Source organism: Paenibacillus sp. SJS-P3, assembly GCF_056711585.1.
This window is the reverse complement of the sequence record NZ_CM160043.1, coordinates 2,996,269-3,009,303: the sequence shown is the minus strand read 5'-3', so window position 1 is coordinate 3,009,303 and position 13,035 is coordinate 2,996,269. Positions and strand designations below refer to the sequence as shown.

Genomic DNA, 13,035 nt, shown 5'->3' with positions numbered 1-13,035 from the left:
GTTTTCAAGGCTTCAAGTAACGCTTGTCCTTGAGGAACAGCAGCCAGAACCAAATGAATACCGGTACGAGAACCAGCGTGCTTACGCTATAGCCTGCCAGCAGCGACACGAACATGGCGTGGTTCGTGAAGCCTTGCTCCACCGTCATATGCGGGTAGATCAAGTAAGGAAGATGGGCGCTGCCGTAGCCGAAGCTGGCCATGGCGTATTGGATGATGACCAGCACGACGGCCGCGCGCGGAACCCCGGTCCAGCCGCCTCTTCCTCTCCACCATAATGCGCTGTACCCGGCGACGAAGAACAGCGCGGACAACGCGAACCAGATCCATTGCGCCTTCATTCTCTCCACGATCCACTGGGCCTCCGGATTCATGGCGACAGCGGCCAGCATGCCGGTCAGAAGGGTCAACGGCCCGATCGTCATCGCGATGCTGCGGTAGATGCCGTACGCTTGGCGGTCCTCCGATTCCCGGGCATAGTCGGCCAGAAACACGGCGGATAGGAACAGCTCGCTCGCGATCCCGAAGCCGAGATGGGCATACAAGGTCCGGCTGGTCAGCAGCTTGTCGGTCAGAACCTGCAGGTGGCCGGCCCGCAGCTCCACCAAACCGCCGAGTGTGACCGGCAGCACCGTGATGAGCAGGCCGGGAATGAGCAGGCCCGTCACCCCCGAGACGATCCGGAGCTGGGCCACATAGTTGGCCGACATTTGCGAGTAGACCATGAAGGTGCTCCGCAGCGCAAGCAGCAGCAGCACGAGGCAGACCGGCACGACGAGCAGGGAGCTGAGCATGGGCATCGCGAACGGGAAAAACCCGACGAATGCGACGACAAGCAGGACGAGGAAGACGTTGGTTACCTTCCAGGTCGGGGACAGATAGCGGTTGGCGATATCCGCCGCAGTGCTGCCTTGCCGGCCGGCAAACACCATCGACCAGAAGCCGGCGCCGAAATCGATCGAGCCGAGGATAGAATACGCGAATACGAATATCCAGATCAGCAGGATGCCCAGGCTGGAATCGCTCATCGGCCGCTACGCCCCCTCATGCTTGAGCGCCAGCTCGGCATGGACCGGATTGCGCTTGAAATAATGCCACAGCACCAGAATGGTGATGCACATCAGCATCACATACAGTCCGATGAAGAGGATGAACAGCGTGCCGAGATTCTGGGATGCGGTCGCGGCTTCGGCCGTACGCTGGATGTGATAGATCGTCCATGGCTGCCGGGCGCTGCAGCTGAAGATCCAGCCGGTTTCGATGCCGATCAGCGACATCGGCCCGGTCAGGACGAGCACCCTCAGCATCCAGCCGGGGAGGGGCCGTTTTTTTCTCCATCGGTAGAACAGCGCGCCGAAGGAAATCACGATCAGCAACGATCCGAGCATGACCATCAGATTGAACAGGGTGTGCACGAAAAGCGGAGGCCAATTTTCCACCGGAAACTCATTCAAGCCTTTGACCACCGTATCGAAGCGGTTGCCGGCCAAAAAGCTGAGCGCTCCGGGAATCTCGATGGCGCCTTTGATCTCTCGGCTCTCCTTGTCGACGATTCCCCCGATGGCTAGAGGCGCATATGCCTGCGTTTCGAACAGCCCCTCCGCCGCGGCCAGCTTCTCGGGCTCGTATTCATGAAGCATCTGAGCCGTACTATGGCCGTTCAATGCCGTGGCAAGCGACATTACGCACCCGATGACGAGGGCAAGCATGAGGCCTTTGCGGTGATAAGCCGTCTCGCGCGGCTCCCGGTTCCGGGAGAGCAGCTTCCAGGCTGCGATCGAAGCGATCGCGAATGCGCCTGTCATGTAGCCGGAAAGGGAAACATGGAGCGCCGTGTTGAAAAAGCTGGGGTTGAAAACCGCTGCCCAAGGATGCACATCCGTAATTTTGCCGTCTGCAATCGTGAATCCTCGCGGCGTATTCATCCAGGCATGCGCATCGGTGATGAGGACGGCGGAGCCCGTAGCTCCGACAGCCACGAAAATAACGCTGACGATTCTCATCCATGGACTCAGCCTGTCTGCGGCATAAACGTAAATGGACATGAACAAGGCTTCCAGGAAGAATGCCCAGATCTCGATCTGGAAAGGCAGCGAGATCACTTGCCCCACGATTTCCATGAAGCCGGGCCAGAGCAAGCCCAGCATGACGCCGACAATCGTTCCCGAAGGGATCGCGACGCCGAGCAGGATGGCAAAGCCTTTGGTCCATCTCCGGGCCATGGTGGCATAATCCGAATCCTTGCGGAGCTGAAACAGCACCTCTGCCGCGATGATCATCATCGGAAGGCCGACGCCAAGCGTCGCAAAGATGATGTGGAAGGCCATGGAAGAGCCGAATAGAGAACGGGCGAGCTGAACATGATCCATACCAAAAACTCCCTTTTGAATTGATGAGGGTATTATTGGCAGGGACATCCAGGATTATGTAAGCCTGTCTCTTCTATTAAAGGCTCATTCCCTCTCACAATCTATCAATCTGCGAATATAGGATCGTATTCTTCGTCGGAGAAAGGAGGTGCACGAACATGTCTACTTTCCTTGATGCACGAACATCCCAGAACGCCAGCACTTCCGGTCGCTCGCGCTGGTCGACATCACGATTACGGTCGTACGCGGAACCGAGACCACGGATCCGGTCATCTTCTCCGCCACTTCCATATTCGAACTGAGCATTCTCGCTCCGCAAATCATTACCTTCACGGCCGCGGATTATCTTCCTCCCATTACCCCTCAGCTTACTTACATCGCATTTGTCTCCACCAGCCTGCTCGGCACGGTGCGCGTCGGTCCCGAAAGCTTCCAGGGCATCCTCGTAAGCGACTAATCTCGTCCACAACGCTGATTACAGCAACACAGCACGCCGAGAAGGCGCCTGCGCCAGTCTTCCATCATGCGGAAGCCAGGAGGAGGCGCCTTTTTCCATGTCGGCCGTATATCCGGTCTAATTGAGTTGCCTTGAAAATTATTGACAACTTAAATATAAAGGAGATAAACTTCATTTAAACATTTGTTTTAAACGAGTGTTTAAATATAGATAGCCTGGGAGGGCAAATAGGTATGTGGAGAGGGATCACCCTGTTTTTAAAAAAGCCGATGACAATCGTCGGAATCGTGACGGCTGTTCTGTTTCAAGTCATATTCTCAAGCATCTGGATGACGGCCTACAAAGGCGTCAATGACCGGGCGGGCAATCTCAGCGTCGGCATCGTCAACGAGGACAGCGGCCTCGGCGCCAAAGTGGTCGAGTCGCTGGAAGCTCAGTCGACCTTCCATCTGATCCGGCTGGGATCGGCCGCAGAGGGCATGGAGCGGCTGAACACCCGCGAACTGCAGATGCTCGTCACCATTCCGGATGATTTTACAAAAAAAGCGACATCGCTTCAAGACAAGGCCGAGCTGAAATTCACGGTCAACGAATCGAACCCCGCCCTCATCAAAAGCATCATGACCTCGGCGGCAGGCGGAATTGCCGGAGCTGTCAATGGACAGGCCGTTCAGATGGGAACTGCCGCCCTGCTAGAGCAGTTGAATGCGCCTGGAGAACTGTCGGAAGCCGCAGCGGCCGGGCTGGGGCAGCGGGTTGTCGCCGATATCCAGTCGGTCAATCCCGTCAAAGGCATGAACAACCAGATGGTTCCGATGATGCTCGTACTGGCTTCCTACGTCGGAGCGATGATCATGGGCATGAACTTCGAGCAGGCATCGATGATGCTTCGCAGGGAGGGAATGGGCAAGTGGCAGCGTCTGCAATCCCGATTCGCCCTCAATTTCGCAGCCGCCGTTCTCGTATCCCTGATCGGAACAATCATGCTGTTCTCTCTCGGAGGCCAGCATGGTCACGGCTTCCTGGCACAATGGGGCTTTCAGGCTCTGTTCGTCGCGGTCTTCATGTTCGTATCCCAGATGTTCCTAGTCGTGCTCGGAATGCCCGGCATGCTGTTCAATATCCTGCTGTTGTCCGTGCAGCTCGTCACGTCCGGCGCCATGGTTCCGCGCGAGCTGTTGTCCGGATTCTACGGTCGCCTCGGTGATTTCCTGCCGGCAACCTATGCTGTACAGGGCTGCATGAACCTGCTGTTCGGCGGCACAGGAACCGGCAAGGCTTCGTGGCTGCTCGTCGCGATCGGCGCCGCCGCGATCGTCATCAGTGTAACGGGAGTCGCCTTGCGCAAGGAAACCGCGCGTCAAGCCGAAGCATCGCCGGCGACCGCTTCATGAGGCAGCGGAGCCGCTATCGGCTTCAGCTTCGATGAAGGATCAAGGATAAAGAGGAGATGAGAGCCGTGAGCGAGGAGACGTCCATCCGGGAAAGACTGCTTGCCTCCGCCCGCCGCCTGTTCGCCAGGCAAGGCTATGAAGGGACATCCGTCCGTCAGATCTGCGAAGGCGCAGGGGCGAACCCGGCTCTCGTATCTTATTATTTCGGGGGGAAGGAAGCGATGTTCGAGGAAGTGTTCCGGAGTCTGGAAATATCTCCGGCGCTCGCTTCCTTGCTCTCGCAGCCCGAACAAGCGCCGGATGAAGGCCTGAGGATATTCATCCGCGAGATGATCGCGCACAGGCTGGACAATCCGGATATTTCCCGCATGATCCAGATCGAGAAATGGACGGAAAGCGAGCGGAGCCATCTGATCAAGGAATGGAGCATGCCGATCTGGAGAAACCTTCGTTCTTTCATCGAAGAAGGCGGCAGGCATGGCATGTTCCGGTATCGTTCCCTGGATACGGCGCTCACCTGCGTGCAGGCGCTGCTTCTGAACTTCAGCTCATCCCCGTATTGCAAGGACCTGTTTTCTTACGAGACGGAAGAAAGGGAAGCTTTGGTGGAGGATATGACGGCGTTCATTTTCAGAGGACTCGACTACGATCCCAATCGTCCCCGCCCGTGACGGGCTCTGGCCCGGGGGCTTGAAGCATGCTTCTAGGTCCAGCCTCCTGTTTATTAATATTTGACAGGAGGTTGAGAGAGATGATGAGTACAGATGATCGCCATGCGCTGCAGCATCTGCAGCTGAAAGTCGTCGAACTTGAACATAGCAGGGACGTGCTGCGCCGCATCAGCCTGGAGCAGGCCGCCGTCATCCGCTCCCAAAACGAGAAGCTTGATGCGTTGACCGCCATGCTGGCGGCTCCGGACTGGTTCATGGCCGAATTCGGGCCTGCTGCCTTGCAGTCCGAGGATAACCCGGCCGATATCCAGCGCACGAGCGAGTTCTGGAGCGGAATCGCCGCAGCGCTTCGGGCGGCGGGCCGGCGTTAAGCGACGCGCCTAGAATATCGATTATGCCAGCCGCATGCCAAGCGGCTGGCTTTTTTTGTGCTTGTTCCGCTTCAATTTGAAGTCATGAACAGGCTCGACGCTTCATATAGTAGCTGTAGAAAAAATAGGGGGTGACCGCCATGTCTTTGGAATCGCTGTCGGAGGTTCTTGACCCGGGCTTGGCCATTGTCGTTGCCGCATGCTGGGTCATCGGCATGATTCTCAAGGGGACGCCGAAAATCCCCAACTGGACGATCGTTTACGTCGTGACGGCGCTTGCCGTCATTCTGGCCATGGCTTTGCAGGGCTGGACGCTGCATAACGCCCTGGAAGGGATTGTCGCTGGCGCTTTGGCGATATACGGCCATCAGCTGTTCAAGCAGGCGCGGGAAGCGGTTCAATCCGTTTCGGGAAAGGAGTGAGGGGAGATGGCCATCTGGACGGCTCACCTGGCGGTATGGCTGCTTGGGCTGGGGGCGTTGATCGCGGCTGCCGTCGTTCCGCTTGCCAGGCTCATCCGCCATGATTCTACCCGTTATGATGAAGTCTATGTCTGGCTGCGCAAGCTGGACGGACCTCCGCGGGAGGACAAGTAAAGCGGCGGACAGCGGTTGAAGGCTCCATTCCCGGTGCATACTTTCCTTATAGGAAGGAAACACCGAGGAGGCTGGACATGGCAACGAGGACATATCGCAGCGGACAAATAGGGAAGAAGCTGCTCATGCAGCTTGGAGCCGCGCTGCTTTTGGCTGCGTCGGCAGGCTGCAGCGGAATCCATTACGCAGGAGAGGATGCGGGAGGCAGCCGATCCGCCGCCGAAGAGCTTGATCCTCTCGCTGCTTCCGTGAGGGCCTCCCTGTATCCCGATTCCGTGCGCGCTTCGATCTATGGAGATGAGGACAGGCCTCGGCTTGCTGCGCCTCATGCCCATGACCGGGGACGCGATTGGAAGAAGTCATGAGGATAGGATAAGGGACGAGGATCTTTATTCCTCGTCCCATTTTTTTGAATAGGCCTTCTTGGTGACGGCCAGTAGGAGCCATACCATGAGGACGACCATCAATGCGGATAGAATATAGACAACGACCACGCGTTTCATCCTCCGTTCGTAGTTGGACAGCTTCCTGCTGCATGCTTCCATGATACCTTATGCCTTCTTCGGAATGCCACCCTTTTATAAAGCGGTCCCTCCCTGGGCAAGCTAGGATGGCATGCCGAAGATCACCTAACGGAAAGGAACGGTGTCCAGTATGGAAATCAACAGCAGCGGACAGCAGGCAAGGGAACGGATTGTGGCCGTCCAAAAGAACGGAGATGGCGATCTGACGTCGTTCAAAACCGAGAACGGTCGCATCCTCGCTTATGACGAGGCGATTGCCGAAGCGGAGCAGGGCAAGCTTGCCGGAGTGAATGTGTTCAAAGGGCGGGACGGAGGCCATTACCTGCGCGGCGATGCCGATGGGGATCCGACCAACAACCTGGACAATTTGCCCGTTTTCTGATCTTTTCGACCGATTGGAGCCGTCCTTATTGGACGGTTTTTTCTGCTGCGCAGAGTAAGGCTCCAGGAGAGCCAACCATCCGGCTCCTGCATACGATAGCAGGGAAGCGTCCGCCCAGGGCGCCCGGAAGGAGAATGACATCATGAGCAAAGGCAAAGGCGGCTCATCGAAGGCGGCAAAAAAGAAAGTGCCGGCAAGCGACCGCAGGCAGGTCAATATGAAGCTGGTGCTGTCCGATACATGCGCCGTATGCAAAACCCCTTGCGCTCGAGGCATGCGCTACCTGGAACGGATGCGCCAGCCGGGGGCGCTTGGCAAAGGCGTTCCATGCGTGCTCACGCGAACGTACGGCTGAGTGGAAATAGACCGATCATTTCCCGGGGAAGCGCATGGTTCTACATGTTGCGACAGTTTGCGGCAGGCGGGTTTTCGCTTGTCGCGACCGCTTCGTTCGCGATTCGGGACCATAGTCCCGAATCGGCATGGGAGTCTTGAACCCGCGCAACTTTGACCTGCGGGCTGAGTATAAAGCTGTAACGAACAATCGGGAAGAGGGATCGAATGAAAGGAAAAAAAGTCCTTGTGCTTACGCTTGCCATGGCTCTCTGGGGAGGCACGATGATTTTTGCGGATTCGGCCACCCAAGCCGTGAAAGTCATGTTCAACGGCAGCGAGCTTCAAGAGACGGGAATCATGTCGGACGGCAAGACTTACCTGCCGCTGCGTCAGGTGGCGCAAAAGATGCAGGCTCTCGTTGTATGGGATGACAGCAGCAAGAAGGCCAGCATCATCAGGCCCAACGTACATATGGTGCTGTTCGACAAAGACAACAGCCCGTTCGGCTATGTCAAAAACAAAGGCACCACCTCGTTCAGCCTGCTCGCCCAGGTGGACAGCCTTGCGGCGGAAGTGGATTCGTTCCGGATTACGATCACGGATCCTGCCGGCAAGGAGACGGCCCTCGCGACAAGCGCGACGAAGAAAGACAATTTCTTCTACCTCTCCAAGGAGATCAAATACGGCTTCGACAGCTCCGGAACCTATGCGATCCGCTTCTCGCTGCGCTTGAGTCCGAACGATGACTGGAGCGTCGTTTCGGAGAAGAACATTACCGTCGGATAGCTGTTTGACCCGGAGCGGGACAAGTGATACGATACGGAAGGTACTTTAAGGCAGACAGAATTGTGAGGGATATCGATGACTGAGCATCAGCATGACGACAACTGCGGCTGCGGCCAAGACCATGACCATGAAGAACATGTCTTTCTCGTGACGGATGAAGAGGGCAATGACCGCGAGATGGTGATGGTATATACGTTCGAATCCGAGAACCAGGCTTATGCCGTGCTTCTCGACCGCAACGATCCGGAGGAGGACGGCGTCATCTTCCGCATCGAAGAAGAGGACGAGGAAGCCTTCCTCGTCGGCATCGAGGACGATGCGGAGTGGGAGCGCGTGACGGCTATCTACGAGCAGATCGCCAAGGAACAGAACGAAGGCAAATAAGCAGCAAAAGCAAAAGCCCGGCGGCCAGCCGGGCTTTTGCTTTTGGGAGCAGGAATGATTTCCTTAGAAGATCGCGGATTCCTCCACGATGACTTTCACATATTGGATGCTGCGGTCCTCGGGACCTTTTACCGGAAGCCCGACTTCCACATGGTCGATGATATAGTCGATGTTGGACTGGGAAATGACTTCTCCCGGAAGCAGGATCGGAATGCCGGGAGGATAGACATAAATGAATTCGGCGATGATACGGCCTGCGGATTCCTTGAACGGAACGACTTCCGTCTCGCCGTAGAAAGCCTCGCGCGGCGTCAGGGACAGCTGCGGGATTTCCGGAATCTTCACGATCAGCTCCTGCACTTCGTCCACGCGCGGATAATGGACGACCATGGCGCGCAGCGCTTCGACCAGCTGGCGGGTGGTGTCTTCGCTGTCGCCCGGAGTAATGAGGCAGAGAATGTTGTACATATCCGACATTTCGACTTCAAGATTGAAGTTGTCCCGCAGCCAGTTCTCCGCGTCGTAACCTGTAATGCCGAGGTGGCGGACATGAATGGTCAATTTCGTCGGATCGTAGTCGAATGTCGCTTCGCCGCCAAGGATCTCCTTGCCGAAGCAATAGAGGCCGTCGATCCCGTTGATCTCCGCCCGCGCCTTCTGGGCCAGCTCGATGGCCTTGTCCGCCATCTCGAAGCCGTTCACCGCGAGGTTGCGGCGGGAAGTATCCAGCGAGGCGAGCAGGATATAGGAAGTCGACGTCGTCGTCAGCATGCTGATGATCGTCTGCACCCGATGCGGATTGATGCGGCCTGCTTTCATGTTCAGCACGGAGCTCTGGGTCATGGAGCCGCCGAGCTTATGCACGCTCGTCGCAGCCATGTCCGCTCCTGCCTGCATCGCGCTCATTGGAAGCTTGTCGTTGAAGTGGATCAGCACTCCATGCGCCTCGTCGACGAGAACCGGAATGTCGTAGCTGTGGACGAGATCGACGATTTCCTTCAGATTGGCGCAAATGCCGAAGTAGGTCGGGTTGATGACCAGCACGGCCTTCGCGTCCGGGTGGCGCTCAAGGGCGCGACGCACCGAGCGCGTCGTGATGCCGTGGTCGATGCCGAGCTCGGCATCGCGGGCAGGCGATATGAACACCGGGCGCGCGCCGGCGAAGATGATGGCCGACATGATCGACTTGTGGACATTTCGCGGCACGATGATTTTGTCCCCTGGCGCGCAGACGGACAGAATCATCGTCATGATGGCGCCGCTTGTGCCTTGTACGGAAAAAAAGGTATAATCGGCTCCGAATGCATCGGCGGCCAATTTTTGGGATTCCTCGATTACGCCTGTCGGCTGGTGAAGGTCATCCAAAGGAGCTATATTGATCAAATCGATCGACAAGGCGTTGTCGCCGATGAAGGCTCGGAATTCGGAATCGGTGCCTACTCCCTTCTTGTGCCCGGGAATATGGAACTGCAGGGGATTGTTCTCTGCGTGGCGGCGAAGCGCGCTGAAGAGAGGCGTGCGTGTATGGTCCATCGCTATGATCCACAGCCTTTCAGATTCAGGTATACAAACAAAAATGAGTATAGCATGTACGGGGGGGAATGCAAGCCTGCAAACCCTCGCCGACTCAGATCGGAAAGGGGTTTGTCGCTGCTTGGAACTGAAGATGCCCGCGAACGGGAAAAAGATCATTCGCTCGCCGTTCGTCATTAAACTTCTTCTTATTATGTTCGGAGTCGAATTTGTCAAAGGAGCTGTGCTCGTATCGGTGCTGCCGGTGTATATGCGCGATGCCCTCGGGCTGTCCGCCTACGCCGTGGGCTGGGCGCTCGCGGCCCAATATATCGGCGACAACGCCTTCCGCAGCCCGCTCGGCTGGATCATCGACCGGATCGGCTACCGCACGGTCATGCTGCTCGGCGTGCTGTTCACCTGCACGTCCGTCGGGATCATCGCCCTCACCTCGGGCACGGGCTGGATCATTGCCGCCTGCGTGCTGCTCGGCGTCGGGACCTCCCCCCTGTGGCCTTGCGTCATTACGGGGGCGACGGCCGTGGCCGGGGACGAAGCCGGCGGCAGCATGATGAGCGTCATCTATATGAGCTGGCTGATCGGAGTCGGCATGGGGCCGATCGTCATCAATTTCTTCATCATCAAGAGCTATGAGCCCGCCTTCTGGCTGATGGGCGCTATCCTGGTCCTCATCCTGATCGTCACCTTGACGCTGCCCGGCCGCAGGGGATCCAGGGAAATCGAGGGCAAGCTCGAGGAGCAGGCGCCTCACGCTTCGCGCGGACCGCTGGTTCCGCGGATGCGCCGCTACTTCAAGAAGGTCGGGGAATCCCTGCATGCGAGCAAGCTGCTCTATCCGGCGATGTTCATCCAGAACTTCGCGCTCGGCCTGCTTACGCCCGTCCTGACGCAATATGCGAGGACGGTGCTGCATTTGACCCCGCAGCAGTACAGCGCCTATCTGGTAGCCGGCGGAGCCGTTACGGTGCTGGGCCTGATTCCGGTCGGCAAATGGGTGGACCGCTACGGCACCCGCTGGTTCCTGCATGTAGGCTTCCTCGTCGCTGCCGTGGCGCTGCCTCTGCTCGGCTATACCCGGCAGCTGACGCTTGTCTTGTTCGTTGTCGCTCTCGTCGGACTGGGGTATGCGTGCATCATTCCGGCCTGGAACGCCTTGATCGCCAAAGCGATCCCCAAGGAGGAGCGCGGGGCGGTATGGGGCTTCTTCCTCACCATCGAAGGCCTCGGCATGGTGCTCGGCTCCATCATGTCCGGGCGGCTGTGGGACAGCTACGGTTCCCATGCGCCGTTCCTCATCAGCGGCGGCTCGCTCGTCGTCCTGTTCGTCCTTCATCTGCTGATCATCCGCCGCGGCCGGATTTCCTTGGCTTAGCTGCTGGAAGAGACAAGCAAGCCCCCCTGCAGGTCCTTGACAGACCTGCAGGGGGGCTTTGTCGTTCGGTTATTGTACGGCCAGCCTGTACAGGGGCATGAGGGTCTCGATGACTTGCTCCGCGCGGGCGACGAAAGCTTCGCCGTCCTCCAGGAGAGGGTCATGCCGGTCGATATGGATGCCGCAAAGGATTTCTGCAGCCTTGACGTTCTGCAGGCGCTCGAACAAGGAAGCGAGCTCTCCGGGAGCCATGGCGGACCCGGCGACGGCGCCGGGAACCGTATGATCTCCCGACCAGACGTAGGAATCCGGGATGCCGGACTGGATGTTGTCCAGCTGCCTCAGGGCGTCGGCGGCGAATGCAGCCTTGCCGGCAGCCTCATAGATGACGGCGAACTGGATGAAGACATGGCTTTCCCACAGGCCGATCTGGAAATGGGGATGAGCCTTGTAACCGCGCTTGTTGGCGGCAAAAGCGACCCAGGTGTCGCTGGGGGGATTCACGGTTCTTCTGGCATGCTTGGCCACATGCGGGTAGAATTCGGTCCCGGCGAGCACGCTCAGCAGCGGAGTGATGCGGCTGCCCAGCTCTTCCAGCTTCGGGCGAATGCTGCCGATGAGCGCTTCCATTCGCGGCTCGAGACCCTGGATAGCGAATACGTCGAAGTCGCTTTGGAAAAATCCGGGAAACGGAGCGTTGCGGCCGTCAGCCTGACGGGCAGGAGCGGTTAGCGGCGCTGTGGCGGAGGTTGTCATAGAGTGTCGTCCCTTCGGAGTAAATAATGAGCCCCGCATTCCGCTCCAGCGGTCATGCCGGGGCTATCTTGTCCATATAGTATACCACAGGGCAAGGCCGATATGGACAAGGCGGGGGCGCAGGTCAGGTAACCGCTTCCAATCGAGAGGGGGCGGCAGCCCTTTTCTTCAAAATTAGTCAATAAACCAAGTTGCCAGCACATAAGATGGAGTATAAACTACAGGTAAGAACAAATTGTCAGAACATTTGGTCATCATTATCCAGACAGGGAGGGCTTGCCGTGAACAAAAGCTACGAAGTGGAATATTGCAATTTGGAGCTGCGATTTGACCGCCGGCAAATCCAAAATCTCATTCGCGATTTGATTCATGAGGGGTATTCCCTGTATTGGAGCGAGACCGAGGCGCAGTTCCTGATCTCCATCCGCACGGGAAGAAAGCTCGTCAAGCTGCGCTTCCAGAAAATGAAGAGCCGCTACAAAATCGTGGGGGATTATATCATTAAGGATGAGAAGCTGTCTGAATTGATCGAGAAGCTGATTGGCGATACCCGGGGCCATGCTGTCGTGAAGCGGATGAAGGACCGTCAGATCGTCATTGAAAATATCATGTTCGGCGAAATCATCCGATTGGTGGAGGTGTCGGGAATGGAGCACCGCATCATTTATCAAAAGCGTCCAGTCGTCACGCTGGAGGAGATTCTCAAGTCGTTCCAGTCCACTCGGGCCGAGGAACGGGCTGCCGTTCTCCGCTACGAGCTGGATTACGAGCTGTGCGTGCTGCATGATGCTCTCAAAAGCGGCGACGAGGCAGCGGCCGATAAGAGCCGTGAGCGCCTGGTCGTCATGAGAAGCGAAATGCTTCAGCTAGAGCTGTAAGACCGAGACGGAATTCGTCGTCGAGGTCTTCGGCTAGAGTTGTAAGACCGAGACGGAATTCGTCGTCGAGACGCAAAAACCGATACCCGCCGGAGAGCCTTGTGCTCCCGGCTTTTTTGCCGCAGCCGGACTGCCGGCACAGGGGGCCGTTTCGCGCCGATCGTTCGAAATGGAACTTGCTGCGGCATTTCCGGTGCTTAGGGTTCATGCAATATTCATCTGCTCCG

General features: G+C 57.5%; 17 protein-coding genes. 12 read left to right on the top strand and 5 right to left on the bottom strand.

Annotated elements, in window-relative coordinates:
- Window positions 1-4: 4 nt before the first annotated feature.
- Together AC06G8_RS13910 and AC06G8_RS13905 are read right to left on the bottom strand one after the other, a co-directional pair.
- Window positions 5-1,027: a cytochrome d ubiquinol oxidase subunit II gene (locus AC06G8_RS13910; RefSeq protein WP_447661342.1), complete on the bottom strand. Its 1,023-nt coding sequence runs from the start codon at window positions 1,025-1,027 to the stop codon at window positions 5-7.
- A 6-nt stretch (window positions 1,028-1,033) separates the two neighbouring features.
- Window positions 1,034-2,368, bottom strand: coding sequence for a cytochrome ubiquinol oxidase subunit I (locus AC06G8_RS13905; protein WP_447661341.1), 1,335 nt, complete (start codon window positions 2,366-2,368; stop codon window positions 1,034-1,036).
- Window positions 2,369-3,058: 690 nt separating this feature from the next.
- On the opposite strand from AC06G8_RS13905, the gene AC06G8_RS13900 reads away from it, so the two are divergent.
- The 6 genes from AC06G8_RS13900 to AC06G8_RS13875 all read left to right on the top strand — a co-directional run bounded on the left by AC06G8_RS13900 (window position 3,059) and on the right by AC06G8_RS13875 (window position 6,222).
- Entirely contained in the window at window positions 3,059-4,219 is a 1,161-nt protein-coding gene (locus AC06G8_RS13900; RefSeq protein ID WP_447661340.1) for a YhgE/Pip domain-containing protein, read from the top strand.
- 65 nt (window positions 4,220-4,284) lie between these two features.
- A complete protein-coding gene (locus tag AC06G8_RS13895; RefSeq protein ID WP_447661339.1) occupies window positions 4,285-4,890 on the top strand; it encodes a TetR/AcrR family transcriptional regulator in 606 nt (201 codons plus the stop codon).
- An 80-nt stretch (window positions 4,891-4,970) separates the two neighbouring features.
- Window positions 4,971-5,261, top strand: a complete 291-nt coding sequence (locus AC06G8_RS13890) for a hypothetical protein (protein ID WP_447661338.1) — start codon at window positions 4,971-4,973, stop codon at window positions 5,259-5,261.
- A 140-nt stretch (window positions 5,262-5,401) separates the two neighbouring features.
- Complete coding sequence (locus tag AC06G8_RS13885) at window positions 5,402-5,683, top strand: phage holin family protein (protein WP_447661337.1); 282 nt, start codon at window positions 5,402-5,404, stop codon at window positions 5,681-5,683.
- 6 nt (window positions 5,684-5,689) lie between these two features.
- Entirely contained in the window at window positions 5,690-5,857 is a 168-nt protein-coding gene (locus AC06G8_RS13880) for a hypothetical protein (protein ID WP_447661336.1), read from the top strand.
- 77 nt (window positions 5,858-5,934) lie between these two features.
- Window positions 5,935-6,222: a hypothetical protein gene (locus AC06G8_RS13875; protein ID WP_447661335.1), complete on the top strand. Its 288-nt coding sequence runs from the start codon at window positions 5,935-5,937 to the stop codon at window positions 6,220-6,222.
- 24 nt (window positions 6,223-6,246) lie between these two features.
- On the opposite strand, the gene AC06G8_RS13870 is transcribed toward AC06G8_RS13875, so the two are convergent.
- The gene (locus AC06G8_RS13870; protein ID WP_447661334.1) at window positions 6,247-6,402 is read right to left on the bottom strand and encodes a hypothetical protein; all 156 of its coding nucleotides are present in this window, start codon (window positions 6,400-6,402) and stop codon (window positions 6,247-6,249) included.
- A gap of 109 nt (window positions 6,403-6,511) precedes the next feature.
- Here AC06G8_RS13870 and AC06G8_RS13865 point away from each other — a divergent pair, with 109 nt between their 5' ends.
- The 4 genes from AC06G8_RS13865 (at window position 6,512) to AC06G8_RS13850 (ending at window position 8,269) form a co-directional block, all read left to right on the top strand.
- The gene (locus AC06G8_RS13865) at window positions 6,512-6,763 is read left to right on the top strand and encodes a DUF3892 domain-containing protein (protein WP_447661333.1); all 252 of its coding nucleotides are present in this window, start codon (window positions 6,512-6,514) and stop codon (window positions 6,761-6,763) included.
- Window positions 6,764-6,905: 142 nt separating this feature from the next.
- Window positions 6,906-7,118, top strand: a complete 213-nt coding sequence (locus AC06G8_RS13860) for a hypothetical protein (protein ID WP_447661332.1) — start codon at window positions 6,906-6,908, stop codon at window positions 7,116-7,118.
- A 206-nt stretch (window positions 7,119-7,324) separates the two neighbouring features.
- Window positions 7,325-7,885, top strand: coding sequence for a stalk domain-containing protein (locus AC06G8_RS13855; protein WP_447661331.1), 561 nt, complete (start codon window positions 7,325-7,327; stop codon window positions 7,883-7,885).
- Window positions 7,886-7,960: 75 nt separating this feature from the next.
- On the top strand, window positions 7,961-8,269 hold the full coding sequence (locus AC06G8_RS13850; RefSeq protein ID WP_076355017.1) for a DUF1292 domain-containing protein: 309 nt from the start codon (window positions 7,961-7,963) through the stop codon (window positions 8,267-8,269).
- Window positions 8,270-8,332: 63 nt separating this feature from the next.
- Here the strand turns inward: AC06G8_RS13850 and AC06G8_RS13845 are convergent, their stop codons facing one another.
- Window positions 8,333-9,802 (bottom strand): aminotransferase class I/II-fold pyridoxal phosphate-dependent enzyme, encoded by a 1,470-nt coding sequence (locus AC06G8_RS13845; RefSeq protein WP_447661330.1) that lies wholly within the window; start codon window positions 9,800-9,802, stop codon window positions 8,333-8,335.
- 4 nt (window positions 9,803-9,806) lie between these two features.
- On the opposite strand from AC06G8_RS13845, the gene AC06G8_RS13840 reads away from it, so the two are divergent.
- Complete coding sequence (locus AC06G8_RS13840; RefSeq protein WP_447661669.1) at window positions 9,807-11,174, top strand: MFS transporter; 1,368 nt, start codon at window positions 9,807-9,809, stop codon at window positions 11,172-11,174.
- Window positions 11,175-11,243: 69 nt separating this feature from the next.
- Here the strand turns inward: AC06G8_RS13840 and AC06G8_RS13835 are convergent, their stop codons facing one another.
- A complete protein-coding gene (locus AC06G8_RS13835; protein ID WP_447661329.1) occupies window positions 11,244-11,930 on the bottom strand; it encodes a YktB family protein in 687 nt (228 codons plus the stop codon).
- A 281-nt stretch (window positions 11,931-12,211) separates the two neighbouring features.
- Between AC06G8_RS13835 and AC06G8_RS13830 the strand changes: the two genes are divergently transcribed.
- Complete coding sequence (locus AC06G8_RS13830; protein WP_447661328.1) at window positions 12,212-12,808, top strand: hypothetical protein; 597 nt, start codon at window positions 12,212-12,214, stop codon at window positions 12,806-12,808.
- Window positions 12,809-13,035: the final 227 nt, after the last annotated feature.